This is a genomic window from Brevundimonas sp. 1080, from assembly GCF_040545985.1.
Taxonomy (GTDB): Bacteria; Pseudomonadota; Alphaproteobacteria; order Caulobacterales; family Caulobacteraceae; genus Brevundimonas.
On the sequence record NZ_JBEPMW010000002.1, the window covers coordinates 835437 to 851574 of the forward strand.

15 protein-coding genes are annotated in these 16138 nt (G+C 60.3%); 11 read left to right on the plus strand and 4 right to left on the minus strand.

Annotation, left to right across the window (positions count from 1 at the left end):
• Positions 1–73: 73 nt before the first annotated feature.
• From ABIC32_RS09500 to ABIC32_RS09530, 7 genes are all read left to right on the plus strand, one after another.
• Positions 74–910, plus strand: coding sequence for a tetratricopeptide repeat protein (locus ABIC32_RS09500; RefSeq protein WP_354073984.1), 837 nt, complete (start codon positions 74–76; stop codon positions 908–910).
• A 42-nt stretch (positions 911–952) separates the two neighbouring features.
• Entirely contained in the window at positions 953–1612 is a 660-nt protein-coding gene (locus ABIC32_RS09505; RefSeq protein WP_354073985.1) for an HAD-IA family hydrolase, read from the plus strand.
• 56 nt (positions 1613–1668) lie between these two features.
• Complete coding sequence (locus ABIC32_RS09510; protein WP_354074124.1) at positions 1669–2124, plus strand: iron-sulfur cluster assembly scaffold protein; 456 nt, start codon at positions 1669–1671, stop codon at positions 2122–2124.
• 79 nt (positions 2125–2203) lie between these two features.
• On the plus strand, positions 2204–2440 hold the full coding sequence (gene yidD / locus ABIC32_RS09515) for a membrane protein insertion efficiency factor YidD (protein WP_082503497.1): 237 nt from the start codon (positions 2204–2206) through the stop codon (positions 2438–2440).
• Entirely contained in the window at positions 2437–4365 is a 1929-nt protein-coding gene (gene thrS / locus ABIC32_RS09520; protein ID WP_354073986.1) for a threonine--tRNA ligase, read from the plus strand. Before yidD ends, thrS begins: the two co-directional genes overlap by 4 nt.
• A gap of 99 nt (positions 4366–4464) precedes the next feature.
• Complete coding sequence (locus tag ABIC32_RS09525) at positions 4465–4965, plus strand: YciE/YciF ferroxidase family protein (RefSeq protein WP_354073987.1); 501 nt, start codon at positions 4465–4467, stop codon at positions 4963–4965.
• Between the two features lie 153 nt (positions 4966–5118).
• Positions 5119–6456, plus strand: coding sequence for a sensor histidine kinase (locus ABIC32_RS09530; RefSeq protein ID WP_354073988.1), 1338 nt, complete (start codon positions 5119–5121; stop codon positions 6454–6456).
• On the opposite strand, the gene dapD is transcribed toward ABIC32_RS09530, so the two are convergent.
• Genes dapD through argB form a run of 3 tightly spaced genes read right to left on the minus strand, consistent with a single transcriptional unit; the run spans position 6457 to position 8923 of the window.
• The gene (gene dapD / locus ABIC32_RS09535) at positions 6457–7326 is read right to left on the minus strand and encodes a 2,3,4,5-tetrahydropyridine-2,6-dicarboxylate N-succinyltransferase (protein WP_307513019.1); all 870 of its coding nucleotides are present in this window, start codon (positions 7324–7326) and stop codon (positions 6457–6459) included.
• Positions 7323–7997, minus strand: coding sequence for a pyrimidine 5'-nucleotidase (locus ABIC32_RS09540; RefSeq protein WP_354073989.1), 675 nt, complete (start codon positions 7995–7997; stop codon positions 7323–7325). Before ABIC32_RS09540 ends, dapD begins: the two co-directional genes overlap by 4 nt.
• Positions 7994–8923: an acetylglutamate kinase gene (gene argB, locus ABIC32_RS09545; RefSeq protein WP_017506718.1), complete on the minus strand. Its 930-nt coding sequence runs from the start codon at positions 8921–8923 to the stop codon at positions 7994–7996. The genes ABIC32_RS09540 and argB overlap by 4 nt, the downstream gene beginning before the upstream one ends.
• Before the next feature lie 573 nt (positions 8924–9496).
• On the opposite strand from argB, the gene ABIC32_RS09550 reads away from it, so the two are divergent.
• Positions 9497–10360 (plus strand): glycosyltransferase family 4 protein, encoded by an 864-nt coding sequence (locus ABIC32_RS09550; protein ID WP_354073990.1) that lies wholly within the window; start codon positions 9497–9499, stop codon positions 10358–10360.
• 3 nt (positions 10361–10363) lie between these two features.
• On the opposite strand, the gene ABIC32_RS09555 is transcribed toward ABIC32_RS09550, so the two are convergent.
• Entirely contained in the window at positions 10364–11212 is an 849-nt protein-coding gene (locus tag ABIC32_RS09555; protein WP_354073991.1) for an FkbM family methyltransferase, read from the minus strand.
• A gap of 161 nt (positions 11213–11373) precedes the next feature.
• Here ABIC32_RS09555 and ABIC32_RS09560 point away from each other — a divergent pair, with 161 nt between their 5' ends.
• From ABIC32_RS09560 to ABIC32_RS09570, 3 genes are read left to right on the plus strand one after another with little or no spacing between them, the layout of a single operon-like run.
• Complete coding sequence (locus ABIC32_RS09560) at positions 11374–12561, plus strand: glycosyltransferase family protein (RefSeq protein ID WP_354073992.1); 1188 nt, start codon at positions 11374–11376, stop codon at positions 12559–12561.
• The gene (locus tag ABIC32_RS09565) at positions 12561–14099 is read left to right on the plus strand and encodes a glycosyltransferase (RefSeq protein ID WP_354073993.1); all 1539 of its coding nucleotides are present in this window, start codon (positions 12561–12563) and stop codon (positions 14097–14099) included. The genes ABIC32_RS09560 and ABIC32_RS09565 overlap by 1 nt, the downstream gene beginning before the upstream one ends.
• Positions 14096–15997 (plus strand): tetratricopeptide repeat protein, encoded by a 1902-nt coding sequence (locus ABIC32_RS09570; RefSeq protein WP_354073994.1) that lies wholly within the window; start codon positions 14096–14098, stop codon positions 15995–15997. The genes ABIC32_RS09565 and ABIC32_RS09570 overlap by 4 nt, the downstream gene beginning before the upstream one ends.
• The last annotated feature ends 141 nt before the right edge of the window (positions 15998–16138 follow it).

The following is a 16138-nucleotide window of genomic DNA, read 5'->3' on the forward strand; positions in this document are numbered from 1 at the left end:
CGAAGTTAACCATCGGTTGACGCGAACCGGCGATTCTAGGGGCGAGACCTCTAGGACCGTCTGGACCTGACCCATGTCGCGCATGCCCGCCCTTCTCGCAACCGTCGGCCTGATCGCGCTGTCCGGCACGCCGACGCTGGCGGCTGATCCGACGGCGGCGACCACGGCCCAGGCTCGCGCGCCGTCGTCCGTTGCGGTGCGGGCCACCTACGACCGGATGGACGCCCTTTCGCGCTCGGTGTTCTGGGCCTCGGAGCAGCAGGCCGATCCGACCGACGCCGTGGCGGGCGTGAAACTGGCCCAGGCCCTGCGTGAGCTGGGCCGCTACGATCAGGCGGCCGAGGCCGCGCAGGCGACATTGACGCTCCAGCCCAACAATCTGGACGCCCTGCTGGAGCTGGGCCGCGCCCACATCGCGCGCGGCCAGGCCTTTTATGGAGTCGCGCCGCTGGAGCAGGCGCGCGACTTGGCGCCGCGCGATTGGCGCCCCTACTCCCTGCTGGGCGTGGCCTATGAGCAGGTGCGTCGCACCGACGACGCCCGCGCCGCCTGGAACCAGGCCCTGGCCCTGTCGCCCGACAACCCCGATGTCCTGACTAACGCCGCCACGGCCGCCCTGACGCATGGCGATGCGCCGGGCGCCGAGACCCTGTTGCGTCGCGCCGTGGCCCAGCCGACCGCCTCGGCCAAGGTGCGCCAGAACCTGGCCATGGTGCTGGGCCTTCAGGGCAAGATGGGCGAGGCCGAACAGATCCTGCGCCGCGAACTGCCGCCCGAACAGGCCGAGCAGAACCTGCAATGGCTGCGTTCGCGCAGCACTGGCGGCGCGGCGACGTCCGGCGGCGGCGCGGCGAGTCCTTCGCCCGCGACCGACACCGCCCGCACGTGGAATTCGCTGCAAGGCGGCTGATCCGCCCGTTGCGGTCTGACCGCCCGCATGGTGGATGAGGCCATGACCGCCCTCCCCGCGTCCCGCGCCTATCAGGCCTTCCTGTTCGACATGGACGGCACCCTGATCACCTCGACCCCGGCCGCCGAGCGCGTCTGGACCCGCTGGGCCGCGCGCCACGGGCTGGATGTCGCCGCCTTCGTTCCCACCATCCACGGCGTGCGCGCGCTCGACACCATTCGTCGCCAGAACCTGCCCGATATCGACCTGGACGCCGAGGTGGCTTGGGTCGAGCGCGGCGAGATCGAGGACGTGGACGGCGTCGCCCCCATCCCCGGCGCCGTCGACTTCGTCAAACGCCTGCCGCCCGACCGCTGGGCCGTGGTCACCTCCGCCTCGGTCCCCCTGGCGCGCGCCCGTCTGAAGGCCGCAGGCGTGACCCCGCCCGCCGTCATGATCACCGCCGAGGACGTCGAGCGCGGCAAGCCCGACCCCGCCGGCTATCTGAAGGCCGCGGCGACCCTGGGCGTCGATATCGCCGACTGTCTGGTGTTCGAGGACGCCGAGGCCGGCATCAAGGCGGGCGAAGCCGCCGGCGCCGATGTGGTGGTCGTCACCGCCGCCTGGACCCATCCGCTGGAGACGGATCATCCCACGCTGGTGGACTATGCGGATGCGACTTTGGAAGTCCGATCCGATGGGCGTCTCGTCCTGACGCTGTAATCCTCCCCCTTTACGCCGCGCTTCACGGCGGAGGATTGAGCGCCTATCTTCATCCCATGATCGACGACCTCTACAGCGCCCGCATCCTGTCGTTGGCGGCGAACCTGCCGCATGCGGGGCGTCTGCCCACGCCGCAGGGCACCGGGGAACGGGTGGCGAAACTGTGCGGGTCGCGCGCAACGGTCGATGTGACGCTGGACGACGAAGGCCGCATCGCCGACTTCGCCCAGGACGTCAAAGCCTGCGCCCTCGGCCAGGCCGCGGCCGGGGTTCTGGGTCAATCTGTGATCGGCGCGTCGGTCGATGATCTCAGCGACGCCCGCGACGCCATGATCGCCATGCTGAAATCCGGCGGCGACGGCCCCCTCGGCCGGTTTGAGGATCTGCGCCTGCTGAAACAGATCGCCGACTACCCCGCCCGCCACGCCTCTACCCTGGTCTCGCTGGAGGCGACGCTGGAGGCGGTAAACAATGCCTTGGCCGCCCGAACTCGCCTCGCCGGCGCGGCCTGACGGGCACGACCGGTTGATCCCCCTGCGATGACAGGGGATAAGCGCGGCGAACCTCTCAAGCCCCCGGCGAAGGGACGTGATGTCTCTCTACGAACGCGGCGTCCGCGCGGCCCATCGGGGCTACAAGCTGACGCTGTCTCCCCTGATCGGCCAGCAGTGCCGGTTCCTGCCGACCTGTTCGGATTACGGGCGCGACGCCCTGATCCAGCACGGACCGGTAAAGGGGGGATGGCTCACCGTGCGCAGGCTCTGTAAATGCCATCCCTTCGGCGGGTCGGGATACGACCCGGTTCCGCCAGTAAAGACGAAGCCATGATCGACTTGAAATTCCCCGATGGCGCGGTGCGCCAATACCCGGCCGGCTCCACGGCGCGCGATGTCGCCACCTCCATCTCGCCGTCGCTGGCGAAGAAGGCCGTGCTGGCTGAACTGAACGGCGAGCAGCGAGACATGGGCCGGGTGCTGGAGACGGGCGGCGACTTCCGCCTGATCATGCGCGACGATCCCGCCGCCCTCTATACGATCCGCCACGACACCGCCCACGTCCTGGCCGAGGCCGTCCAGACCCTGTTCCCTGGCACCCAGGTCACGATCGGCCCGGCGATTGAGGACGGTTTCTACTACGACTTCTACCGCGAAGAGCCCTTCTCGACCGACGACTTCGCCGCCATCGAAAAGGAGATGGGCCGGATCGTGGATCGCGACGCCAAGTTCGAACGCGAGGTCTGGGAGCGGGACGACGCCATCCAATTCTTCGAGGCGCGCGGCGAGAAGTTCAAGGCCGAGCTGATCCGCGACCTGCCGGGCACCGAGACCATCACCCTGTACAAACAGGGCGACTGGATCGACCTGTGCCGGGGTCCCCACTTCCCCTCGACGCGCCACGTCGGCAAGGCGTTCAAACTGACCAAGCTGGCCGGCGCCTATTGGCGGGGCGACTCCAAGCGCGAGCAGCTTCAACGCATCTACGGCACCGCCTGGGCGACCAAGGAGGATCTGGACGCCCATCTGCAGCGTCTGGAAGAGGCCGAAAAGCGCGACCACCGCAAGGTCGGCAAGGCGATGGAGCTCTTCCATATGCAGGAAGAGGGCCGGGGCATGGTCTTCTGGCACCCCAAGGGCTGGGTTCTGTGGCGCGTGCTGGAGGCCTATATGCGCCGCCGCCTGGACGCCGCCGGCTATGTCGAGGTCAAGACGCCCCAGGTGCTGGACCGCAAATTCTGGGAGCAGAGCGGTCACTGGGACAAGTACCGTCCGAACATGTTCGTCTGCGAGACGGTCGAGGGCGAGGAGTTGTCCCTCAAGCCGATGAACTGTCCGGGTCACGTGCAGATCTTCGACCAAGGCCAGCGGTCCTATCGCGAACTGCCGCTGCGCATGGCGGAGTTCGGCGCCTGCCACCGGTATGAGCCGTCCGGATCGCTGCACGGCCTGATGCGGGTGCGCGGCTTCACCCAGGACGACGCCCACATCTTCTGTCGCGAAGACCAGATCGTCGAGGAGACGGCCGAGTTCATCAAACTGGCCCGCAGCGTCCATGCCGACCTGGGCATGGAGACGGCCTACATCAGCCTGGGCACCCGCCCCGAGAACCGCGCCGGCACGGACGCGTTCTGGGACAAGGCCGAGACCCTGATGGCCGAGGCCGCCCGTGCCGCCGGAACCGAGCCGGTCGTGACCGAAGGCGACGGCGCCTTCTACGCGCCCAAGCTGGACTTCATCGTCAAGGACGCCATCGGCCGCGAATGGACCTGCGGCACGATCCAGCTGGACTACGTCCTGCCCGAACGCCTGAACGCCACCTACATAGCCGAGGACGGCCAGAAGCACCGCCCGGTCATGTTGCACCGCGCGATCCTGGGCTCGTTCGAGCGCTTCATCGGCATCATGATCGAGAACTACGCCGGCGCCTTCCCGCTGTGGCTGGCCCCGACCCAGGCTGTGGTGGCCACCATCACCTCGGACGCCGACGATTACGCCCGCGATGTGATGGCCAAGTTCAAGGCCGCCGGCCTGCGCACCGAGATCGACCTGCGCAACGAAAAGGTCGGCTACAAGGTGCGTGAACACTCGGTCGGCAAGGTCCCGGTCATCGCCGTGGTTGGCAGGAAGGAAGCGGAAGACGGCATGGTCGCCATCCGCCGCCTGGGCTCTCAGGCCCAGACGTTGGTCACGGTCGAGGAGGCCATCCGCATCTTGACCGACGAAGCGACCCCGCCGGATCTGAAGCGCGCGGGCTGATCCGCTGCGCGCGCGAATTCGCGCATAGGAACACTAATGGGATGGATTGCTTGTGATGGGGCGCGCGCCTGCGCTCCATCACAGATGCGAGACCTCACCATGGCCGACAAGACCCTGGACACTCTGTTCCACGACACGCTCAAAGACATCTATTACGCCGAGCGCAAAATCCTGAAATCCCTGCCCAAGATGGCCCGTGCGGCTCAGTCGCCAGAGCTGAAGGCCGCCTTCGAGAAGCATAAGGGTCAGACCGAAGGCCAGATTGAACGCCTGCAACAGGTCTTCGAGCTGATCGGCAAGCCCGCGCGTGGCAAGACCTGCGACGCCATTGAGGGCATCCTGGCCGAAGGCGACGAGATCATGGAAGAATACAAGGACACCCCTGCGCTGGACGCTGGGCTCTTGGCCGCCGCCCAAGCGGTCGAACACTATGAGATCACCCGCTACGGCACACTGAAACGCTGGGCGCTGGTGCTGGGTTTGAAGGACGCCGCCGCTCTTCTGGACAAGACGCTTCAGGAGGAAGCCCAGACGGACGAAGACCTGACCGGCATCGCCGACGCGGCTGTCAATGCGGACGCCATGAAGACGGCCGCCTGATACAGGGATGGGAGGCGGCTGACGACCGCTTCCTGCCTTTCCGCTCATTCCGCGCTATGTCCGACGCCGGACACTTCACGCATAAAGCTTAGCGTTCATAGTCTCTTAGTCGGATTTGGGCGACGATGCGTCATCGAACCCCGAGATCCGACGATGACGAACCACACGCCAGGCCAAGATCGCTCATTGCTGCAGCATCTGATCGCCAACGGTCATATGCGGTATCTGATCATCGCCAGTTGGGCGGTCGCTTTGTTTACCGTCACCGATTGGGCGACCGCAGTCTTGTGGTTTGCAGCCGCGACCGCATCAGGTCTGCTTCGGACGTTCGCCGAACGTGTGCTGGTATTGCGGGATCAGGGGCTTCACAGCCGGATCAAGTTGATGGCCGCCACCATTTCCTGCATCGCCTGGTCAGCGGCGCCGCTGCTCGCATTCATCTACGGCGGCGCCTATGGCGTGCCGTTGGGCGTCGCCCTTCTCATGGCCGGCTATGTGCTGGTCTTCACCCAGATGCGCGCCGCGCCCCGTGAGGCCCTGATCGTGTCGGCGCCCTATTCGGTGGTCGTGGTGCTGCTGTTCGCGAAACTGTGGGGCACGCCCGGCTTTTGGGTGGTCGTCAGCATGATCCCGGTTCTGGCGCTGGCCTTGTTGATCAAGGTGGCCATCACCCAGATGAAGGACAGCGATCTGGAAGCCGTCAACCGCCGCCAGGCCGAACTGATCGCCGAGTTGGAAACCGCCCGTGACACGGCCAACGCCGCCAGCGCCGCCAAATCCAACTTCCTGGGCGTCATCTCGCATGAGCTTCGCACGCCGATGAATGGGGTTCTGGGGGCCGCGCAACTGTTGCAGATGTCGGAGCTCAGCGACCGCCAGAAAGAATTCGTCGGGGTCATCCGCGACTCCGGCGAAGGGCTTATGGTGCTGCTGAACGACATCCTCGACATCACCAAGATCGAGTCCGGCAAGATGGAGCTGGACTTCGTCGATGTCGAAGCCGAGACCCTCGCCGCCCGCCTGACGGGCCCGTTCAAGGCGCAGGCGGAGGCGCGCGGCCTGACCTTCACGACCGACATCCGCGGCCCGTTGCCGCCGCTTCTCAGAATGGACCCGCTGCGCCTGGCGCAGGTGACGCATAACCTGCTGGCCAACGCCATCAAGTTCACGCCGCAAGGCGAGGTTCGCCTGATTATCGACAGCGAGCCGGCAGGCGACGGCCGCACGACCTTGCGACTTGGTGTCGTCGATTCCGGCATCGGTATCGCCGCCGACGATCTGACGCGCCTGTTCCAGCCCTTCTCTCAGGTGGACGGGTCCTCCACCCGCAAGTTCGGCGGCACCGGCCTGGGCCTCAGCATTTGTCAGCGGCTGGCCGCCCTGATGGACGGCGAGATCACGGTGACGTCGACCCCCGGCAAGGGATCAACCTTCACCCTGCACGCGACGTTCGACGCGCCTGCGATTCAGCCTGTCCGCGCCGCCGCCTGATCAGTCGCGGAGAAGCTCGTTGACCCCGGTCTTCGCCCGCGTCTGCGCGTCCACACGCTTTACTATCACGGCGCAGTACAGCGACGGCCCGCCATTGGGATCCGGCAGCGACCCCGGCACGACCACCGAATAGGCCGGCACCTCGCCCCGGAAGACTTCGCCGGTCGCCCGGTCCACGATCTTGGTCGAGCCCGACAAGTAGACGCCCATGGCAAGGACCGCGCCCTCGCGCACGATCACGCCCTCGGCCACCTCGGCGCGGGCGCCAATGAAGCAGCCATCCTCGATAATGGTCGGATTGGCCTGCAGCGGCTCCAGCACGCCGCCGATGCCCGCGCCGCCCGACAGGTGCACATTCTTGCCGATCTGGGCGCAGGAGCCGACCGTGGCCCAGGCATCCACCATCGAGCCCTCATCGACGAAGGCGCCGATGTTCACGAACGACGGCATCAGCACCACGTTCTTGGCGATATGCGCGCCGTGACGGACGATGGCGCCGGGCACCGAGCGGAAGCCGGCCGACTGATAATCCGATGCGGTCCAGTCGCCGAACTTGTTGGGCACCTTGTCCCAGAAGGGACCGACGGCGACGGGATGATCCACCGACAGCGGCATGACGGATGGTGCGCCCGCCCGCATGATCTGGTTCTCGTTCAGGCGGAAGGACAGCAGCACCGCCTTCTTCAGCCACTGATGCGTGGTCCAGACGCCATCCGCGCCGCGCGAGGCGACGCGCGCCTGCCCGGAATCCAGCAGGGCCAAGGCGGTTTCAACGGCGTCGCGCACCTCGCCATGCGTGGCGGCGGACACCTCGGCGCGCTGTTCCCAGGCGGCCTCGACGACGGATTCGAGATGCGACAGATCGGTCATGCGGCGTCCTTGAAGTTCAGATCAGAAAGGAAGTCGAAAAGGTCCGGGGCCACATGGTCGATATGCGGCCCGATCGGCTTGCCATGGCCGTCGCCGATCAGGACCGTGGCCATGCCCAGCGCCTTGGCCGGCTCCAAATTCTTGGGCGTGTCCTCGAAGAAGGCGGATCGGTGCGGATCGATACCGAACTGCTCCAGCATCCGGCGGAAGGTCGCGGGATTGGGCTTGGGCGTCAGATCGCCATCCTCGATGGCGAAGACGCCTTCGAAACAGTCGGCGACGCCGATCCGCTCCAGCACACGGTGGGCGTATTCACGCGCGCCGTTGGTGAAGACATAGCAACGACCGGGCAGGGCCTTCAGCCGCTCGGCCAGACGCGGATTAGGCTCGACCCCGTCCAGCGGCACGTCGTGCACCTCGCGCAGGAATCGTTCAGTATCGACCGCATAGTTGGCCATCAGCCCGGCCAGGGTGGTGCCGTGCTCGTCCAGAAACTGGCGCTGCATCGCGGCTGCGGCCTCGGGTTCCAGCCCGACGGCCTCGACCACGAAGGCGTTGATGCGCGCCTGGACCAGCCGCATCAGACCCTGCTCACGCGGATACAGGGTGTCGTCCATGTCGAACACCCAGGCGCGCACATGCCCAAGGGATGTGGAATGGGGGTCGATCAAGACGCCTTCACCAGGGTGCCGGCGCCGAACTCTGTGAACAACTCGACCAACATCGCGTGCGGTCGGCGCCCGTCCAGAATCACTACCGCCTCGACGCCCGCGCGAACGGCGGCCATGGCGGTCTCCAGCTTGGGGATCATGCCGCCGGTGGCCACGCCGGTGTCGATCAGGTTTTGCGCCTCGTCCAGCGTCATCTGACGGATGATGTCGCCGTCCGCGCCCTTGACCCCCGGCACGTCCGTCAGCAACAGCATCCGCTTGGCGTTCAGCGAACCCGCGACCGCGCCCGCCACCGTATCGGCATTGACGTTGTAGGTCTGACCGTCTTCGGCTACGCCGATCGGGGCGATGACCGGCACCCAGTCTTCGGTCTCGGATGCGATCAGGCCGGCGATCAGCTTGGGATCCACCTTTGTCGGCTCGCCGACATAGCCCAGGTCGACCTCGTGTTCGATCATGCTGTCGGGATCGCGCTTAGTGCGACGCGTCTTCTCGACGGTCAGCAAACCGGCGTCCTTGCCCGACAGGCCGACGCCGCGCACGTCCGCCTCCTTGCCGGCCATGGTGATCCAGTGGGCGATCTCCTTATTGACCGCGCCCGACAACACCATCTCGGCGACTTCCATCGTCGCCGGATCGGTGACCCGCAGCCCGTCGACGAAGCTGGACTTCACCCCCGCCTTGTCCAGCATGGCGCTGATCTGAGGCCCGCCGCCATGCACCACGACCGGGTTCACGCCCATCAGCTTCAGCAGCACCACATCGGCCGCAAACTGCCGCGCCACGGCGCTCTCGCCCATGGCGTGGCCGCCGTATTTGATGACCACGGTCTCGCGGTCATAGACCTGGATATACGGCAAGGCCTCGGCGAGCGTCTTCGCCGTCTCCCAGCTGCGTTCTTCCGACTGGCGTTCTGTTTCGTTCATCACGCGCGCGAGATAGCGGGGGATGCGGGCGGTGTCACGCTACCACGATAATTCTCCTTTCCCGTTATCTCAAACTTCCAATCTTTCCGGAGAATTCTACGGAGCTGCATTTCAATAGGTTTCGAAAGGCATTAGGCCTTCGACATGAGCACAGTTTGCATCGACGGCTACAACTTAGCCCTGCCTAATGGCACAGGCATAGCGACATACGGCCGAAACCTCCTGACGTCACTGAGTTCGCTCGGTCTAAGTGGTCAGGTCCTGTATGGACCGCCAAACGCCATCAGCGCGGACAATGTACTCAACGAAGTTGCGCTTGCAGACTCGCTGAATACATCCGCAAAAGTTCGAAAAAGCCGCCGTTATATCGATACTATCTCGACGCGGTTCGGGCGAAAGGCTGTCCCCGTCCTGCCAAGCGGAGAAGTTATCTGGCCAAGTCGGTCAGGCGGTCGGCCAGATGCAAAGTCCTTTTGGGCGGCTCAAAATCTGTTTCACTATGCCCAAAGGGGTTTCCAAGTTTACGGTACGCCAACCCCAGTCACATTCGAGGGCGCCCCCAAACCGGACATCATGCACTGGACGGCCACCCTGCCTCTCCACGCGACTAATGCTCTGAACATTTACACGATACACGACCTGATACCGCTCCGGCTCCCCCACAGCACGACTGAGAACAAGTCCGCATACCGCCGACTTTGCAACAACATAGCCAAAAAGGCAGACCATATAGTCGTCGTTTCCGAAACCACGAGGCAGGATGTTATCCGCTTGCTGGGCGTACCGGAAGAGAGAGTCACCAACACGTATCAGGCAGTGAAGGTCCCGTTGGAGCTCCGCGAGCGTCCTCAAGAGGAGGTGGCGCTAGAGCTTGAAGGCATATTCAATCTTGGATGGAAAGACTATTTCCTCTACTTTGGTGCAATTGAGCCAAAGAAGAACGTCGGGCGGATCATCGAGGCCTACCTTTCCTCCGGCGTCAAAAAGCCTTTGATCATAGTTGGGGGGCGCTCCTGGCTAGCTGAGGGTGAGACTGCCTTGTTGGAACAGGTCAAGCGAGATGGCGGCCCGAGCGCCGATCGTATTCGACGTTATGAATATATGTCCCAATCGATGTTGATCAGCTTGATACGCGGCGCGCGTGCCACGTTGTTTCCTTCCCTATATGAGGGCTTTGGCTTGCCCGTTTTGGAGTCGATGCTCCTAGAGACGGCGGTCCTAACATCTACTACTGGATCGCTTCCCGAGGTTGGCGGCGAGGCAGCGCTGACCGTAGATCCGTACGATGTCAGCGCCATAACAAGGGGTATTCAGGCATTGGATTCAGATGATGATTTGACGCACAATTTGGTTTCGAAAGGCACCAAGCAGGCGGCGCTATTCTCTGAACAACGGTACGTGGATAGGCTAAGCGCCTTGTACGAAAAGTTAATGTGACATTTATTCAGTCACAAAAAACTCATCCCCCCACGGACTCTTCAGAGCAAATTCATGCGTTACGAGATCTAGCTTGACTGCAATCACGTCGTAGTAGTGGCATAGAGCCATCCCTCGCCGGTATCCAGTTTCTAGAGCTGACAGGGCCGCCGCCGCTCCACCGACTTCTTGTGAGTAAGTGTAAGGCATTCCTACATTCGTTAGGAACAACAGACCGTAACCTTGCAATACCAATTGATCGCAAACAGCGACATACTCCAAGTAGTCTCCGCTCCTCATCTGTGCTTCGCTTGGGCCTTCAAAATAAAGTATTGGGATTTCTCGTCCGCTTGAAATATGCGGAAGCGCAGACTTTATTATATCCGCATCAAATCCATCAGTATCAGTCTTTATGATTACAGGGCCACTTCTATTTGAAAGAAGATCCGAAAACGTAATGTAGGGCCCTGACCAAATATCATCCCCTTCCGACGAAATCCGAGTAGCGCCAGTTTGCTCATTTCCCGAGAACGCCACCTTTCCAACCATATCATCTGGCACCAGCAGGCTCTTGACGAGCTCGACATTTGCAAACTTGAGAGCGTTCCGCTTCAGCACTGCAAAAAAATTGTCAGCTGGCTCAATACAAATAGCGGGCCCCTCTGAGAAGCGACGATAGTGAGCAAGGCTGTCGCCAACATTAGCCCCAACGTCGATTAGCGTCGGCGAAGATAGCTGAGCGCTCTTTATGACGTGGTTTACCACATTCCAAGGGACATAATCATATGTGGCGGGAAGATGCGGATAAAGATAAATGTGCCCAGGTGTGACCTCTATCTGGCTTGAGCCTACGCTTGCTATCTCTGTGTACACCTAGGATTTCCTCGTCAGGACCGGTCGCAGCCATGATTGACACTGCGAGTCGGCAACCGCATATCATCTAATCCGAAAACCCCACAATAAGCTATTGGATAGAGATAGTGGGAGAGGGCTTCGCTGGAAAGCGTTGGTCGTACGGTGAATTTGGAAGGGCGATGAGCTTGGGCAGAGTTTTGATCTGTGATCCTATGTGCGTATTGCCATTTGGACACAACGTACCAGCGATGGGCTACTTCCGACAGCTGATCCAGAATAATACTAAAGATGTATATGCTGTGTGCTGTAAAGAGCTATCGTCCGACATTGCCAAAGCCAAATGTTTGACACCATTTTTCCGTTTCTACTACAGCCGCTATTTTCCGAATATCCGAACTGAATCTACTGGAAAAACATCGCCTTCGGCAGGTTGGTTTGTAGATGATGAAGAGAGGCTGGCAACCGAAGACGCCTTAGCGCTACTTAAAGAATTTGATATTGGCGCTAAAGATACTTTGTTCCACCCGCATGTCGATTTCTACGGCGCGGTCGGTTTACTGAATGCTCTGGAAAAGTGGCCGCGAGATAGGAGACCTCGTCTTCTTTTGCGCTTTATCGGTGTGATGGAAAATGCATCCCATACATATAGGGATCCGCTTGAAGAGTTGATCGGACGCCTCAGGCTGGCAATGAAGGACGGGATTGAAATGTCTTTCAGCGCCGAAACACCGCTTTACGCTGACATGCTCGCGGAAAAACTAGAGTCGATTGTCACCGTAACGGCTTATCCCGAAATGTCGAAGCCGATTCCAATGCGCGAACATGGTCCGTTCGTCTTCTACTGCGCGGGGTCAGCGCGTCACGACAAAGGGTTCATGCACTTGCCGGAAATTTTCTCGGCCGTGCGGCGCCGCGATCCGGAAATGACGATCCGGTTCATCACGCAAATGCTGCCTGCGGCGGACCTTAAACACAGCATGACGACGGCGCGAGCGCTTTACGCCCTTCCTGGCGTCGAAGTGCAGGCTTCGGCCATTTCATCCGAGGAAATGATTACGGCCTATGAACGCAGCCATGCCGTCCTTCTTCCCTATGATGCGGCCACCTATCGCTATCGTGGCTCGGCAGTTCTTATGGAAGCAGCTTTTCACGGAAGACCTGCAATTACCCTGGAGGGTACGGCATTCGCCGGGATTGCTCGCCACTACAATCTAGGCGTGGTCGTAGACAGCGTTCCCGCCATGGTAGACGCGATATTCGAGATGGCGGGGACGAGGCGGTCAGTTCTCGCCGGCCGAGCAGCGCAGGCGCGACATCGATTTCATTTGGACAATACTGCCGCATTCCAGAGCTGGTTGAAGATTTGATGAAAACGCTCCTTTTTGTGGATCACGCCTTCCACACTTCGACGGCTTCAAGTCAGTTTTTCATAGATTTGCTCAAACGACGATTTGATGTAAAAATTGCGCATATAGATCCTCCGTCGAATATCGCCGAAGAAACCATCGCCCTTGCCGCAAGCATGGATGTCGTTGTGATCTGGCAGATGGACTATATCGCGCCGGTGTTCTTGGCGCTCGGGATCCCTACGGTTGTTGTCCCGATGTATGATGGTTCCGCGACGATGCCGGATTTACACTGGATATGGTCCGCCAAAGCACAGTTTGTGAATTTCAGTTTTACGCTGCATCATCGCGTCGCTGGACTGGGGAATAAGTCCTTTCTGGCGCGCTATTTCACGCCGGTTGTTTCACAGAGCGAGCGGGCAACATTCAAGACTGGCCTAAGAGCTTTCCTTTGGCAGCGACGTCCCGAACACGGCATCAGCGCACCGGCCATCATGAAGTTGTTGCACGGCCAGATCGAGTCACTTCACGTGCATAACGCACCTGATGAGCCACACCTCGATACGCGTGCGTACAAGGTGTCCTCCACGTCGTCTTGCACGGTCACTCAAACAAGCTGGTTCCCTAACGCAGCCGATTATCATGCCGCCCTAGCGCAAGCGAACGTCTTCATTGCCCCACGGCGCGCCGAGGGAATAGGCATGGCACTTCTAGAGGCTATGAGCCGCGGGATGCTGATCGTGGCATGCGACGAACCCACGCACAATGAATACATTTCAAACTGGTTAAACGGCGTCCTTTACAACCCCGATGAAGCTCATTCGGTAACAATCACCGCTGATCAAGCCGAGTCTCTTGGGCATTTGGCGTACGAAACTGCAAAAATTGGTCGACAGAACTGGGAGCTGCAAGCTCTCGAGCTTTTAGATGTTGTGGAAAACTGTGAAGCGCCAAGCAAACTCGACATTCCAAATATCGCCGCGTTTTCGCGAGCGCTTTCCACCTCTTATTACAGTGGCATTACCGCGTATACGACATTTTTGATAAAGCATGCGGATCTTGTAGGTTCGATGTCGGGTTGTCCCGTCGCTACGTACATCCCAGTTGGGAGTAACGGGGCATCGTCACCTCATGATATGCACCATGAACGTGGCGATGCGCCTTGGCTGGAGGGCGCCCGAGTTCCGTTAACCCCCGGCAGAGCCGATGCCTACGTGAGTTCCGGCCAGCTGGAGCATGTCGGAAGCGCTGCATGGGTAACGGGCCATGGCTGTGAGATTCGCTTCCGGACCGACCCAATTGCGACCGCCTTCAGCAATTTGAAGCTATCCGTGATGGTTCCCGCGGGCATGGGGAGCCAAACGCTGATCGCGACTCTGAACGAGTGGACACTAGGGGTAAGAGAACTTGCGGAGGGGGCTTCAGAAGTAAACTTTGACCTGCCGCTTCATATTCAGCGCGGCTACAGCTTGCTTCGCCTTCAAGCGACGACAGTCTGTCAAGGCGTATCCGATGATGTTTTGGTCTCCTTCGGGATTAACGATATCCTGTTTTCATGAAACGCCAAATAGCCAGACTGTATCGGAGAGCTCAAAGGGCGCTCAATCCCGGAACCGTTTTGCCTCGCGAACATGCGCGTCGTGGCGATCTGGCGCGGGATAGTGGGGATTGGTCTCAGGCCCGCGAGCACTATTCGATTGCCCTCGCCGGTGATCCTTCTCTGGAAGCGATTTGGGTGCAGTTGGGCCATGCCCACAAAGTTGCATCGAACATGCCGGAAGCTGAGAAAGCCTATCGAAGGGCGCTCGCGCTCGACGCCGCTAACGCCGACACGTGGCTTCAACTCGGACACGTCTTGCGGCTTCAAGGAAAGCTGGACGAAGCCCGTAAAAGCTACGAACAGTCCGCAGCGCTTTCTCCCGACAACGTCTACGCCATTCAAGAAGCCGCTAATCTCGGCGCAAGCGTAACGGCGCTAAGGCAGGCGCGAGGTGAGTTCGTGCGTGCCACGCAGACACCGCGCTACGGGAATCGAACAATAGGGGACGGAACCCTTTTATTGGATATTACGGGGGCGCTTGATCACGGCCTAGTCGTAGCAGCCACCGTTACAGCTTCAATGAAGTCGCAATACGACAGAGTCGATGTCATACAGTGGCGAGAAGGTCGCTGGCATGATTTTAAAGGTATACCTTACGATTTACCAGCTAGTTGTGCGGCGCTAATCGTAACCGGGCCTTGGCTAATTCACCGGCCCGAACACATCGAAGGCCTTTTGTACGATGCCAAGTCAAGGGACATTCCGATTCTTGGCGGATTGGTAGATTTGCCGCAGTCCACTGCGGCGAATGACGATCTCAGCGGAGTTAAAGTCGCGCAGGAGTTCTATCTTGCCTTGTTGAACGAGGTGGCGTCTGGCGCTGTCACATTCCTTGATCTGGATCCCGGCGACATTCAGAACATTGCGCAGTCGTTTTCGGCGCAGATCGCCACCATCCGCCCAGAGCTATCTGGTCAGAAGTCTATAGATCCGAGCGGACCAATATTAGTTTGTGGTCCGGAATCTTCCGACGAAATGAAGATCGCCAAAGCGGCTCTTCCGTTATTGGATGCGGAACGGGCGTCATTATTCCGATTGATCCATTCGCTCTCCGATTCCGATGTCGAGGTTAGCGCGTCTGGTGTTGTGCTGGCCGCATCGGACCCAGGAGCACGATTACTCGGCTTGAGCATAGCGAGGCAAGGCCTACCGCTAGCGCTGGCCTTGAGACATGGTTTGGGAGGACTGGCACCTCGTGCGGACATGAGGTTGACGACCAGCGACATATCGTCGGTCGCGGTTCAGCTTAAAGCCTTCGCATCGCTCGTTGAGGGAAGAAGGCTCATGCGGGACGTGCCCCCCCCCCCCTACCGCGACAATACGGTTGACGAACTACATAAATGGAAGGTGCGCCTCGGGAACAGTCCAGCGAGGGCCCGCTTGAGTATACTTGGAAGACGCAACACCCTTCCCTTCACAGACATTGACTCGCGACTGGTCATTAAGCCCGAAAGCCTTGCGTTTCTCGATAAAGATGGTTTTTTATTGACTAAAGAACCGATTCAACTGGGCATAGTTTCTGGGCATGCACCAGTCATTGCGATGTTGCTGTTCGTTTCACCACATGAGCCTGACAGCATTTCTCTCCAAGTCGGCACAACTCATGCCACGATCGAGGAAAGGCTGCCGAGCGGAACCATGAGATGGCTAAAAGTGCGTGTGAACGCACGGAGCATCACTGAGACTATCATCATCAAGGGTGATAAGATATTGAAAAACAATGCGTCTAGGCTTGCGGCAGTATGTATCTATCCCGCTAATCAGCCAAACGCGTGGAGCAATTTTTTAGATCAAACTTCGCGCGGCACCTATCCGCACATAACGTCTATCGCTCGAAGATTTGCGAACGGGCAGTAACGCCTGCGCATTATCTTTTCCCACCAACGATCAGTTTACCCTTTCTAATATTACGTCTGTGAGTTCTATTTCCCCAGAAAGACTACTATTTGCCAGTATCAGTCTGAGCTCGACTTGATCTGCATTTTGGAGAGTTGCATC

Coding starts and splice junctions, on each gene's coding strand:
- argB (WP_017506718.1), bottom strand. CDS start 8,923: ATGAACGAAACAGAACGCCAGTCGGAAGAACGCAGCTGGGAGACGGCG.
- ABIC32_RS09505 (WP_354073985.1), top strand. CDS start 953: ATGACCGCCCTCCCCGCGTCCCGCGCCTATCAGGCCTTCCTGTTCGAC.
- ABIC32_RS09550 (WP_354073990.1), top strand. CDS start 9,497: ATGCACTGGACGGCCACCCTGCCTCTCCACGCGACTAATGCTCTGAAC.
- ABIC32_RS09565 (WP_354073993.1), top strand. CDS start 12,561: ATGAAAACGCTCCTTTTTGTGGATCACGCCTTCCACACTTCGACGGCT.
- yidD (WP_082503497.1), top strand. CDS start 2,204: ATGTCTCTCTACGAACGCGGCGTCCGCGCGGCCCATCGGGGCTACAAG.
- ABIC32_RS09500 (WP_354073984.1), top strand. CDS start 74: ATGTCGCGCATGCCCGCCCTTCTCGCAACCGTCGGCCTGATCGCGCTG.
- ABIC32_RS09510 (WP_354074124.1), top strand. CDS start 1,669: ATGATCGACGACCTCTACAGCGCCCGCATCCTGTCGTTGGCGGCGAAC.
- ABIC32_RS09560 (WP_354073992.1), top strand. CDS start 11,374: ATGAGCTTGGGCAGAGTTTTGATCTGTGATCCTATGTGCGTATTGCCA.
- ABIC32_RS09530 (WP_354073988.1), top strand. CDS start 5,119: ATGACGAACCACACGCCAGGCCAAGATCGCTCATTGCTGCAGCATCTG.
- dapD (WP_307513019.1), bottom strand. CDS start 7,326: ATGACCGATCTGTCGCATCTCGAATCCGTCGTCGAGGCCGCCTGGGAA.
- thrS (WP_354073986.1), top strand. CDS start 2,437: ATGATCGACTTGAAATTCCCCGATGGCGCGGTGCGCCAATACCCGGCC.
- ABIC32_RS09570 (WP_354073994.1), top strand. CDS start 14,096: ATGAAACGCCAAATAGCCAGACTGTATCGGAGAGCTCAAAGGGCGCTC.
- ABIC32_RS09525 (WP_354073987.1), top strand. CDS start 4,465: ATGGCCGACAAGACCCTGGACACTCTGTTCCACGACACGCTCAAAGAC.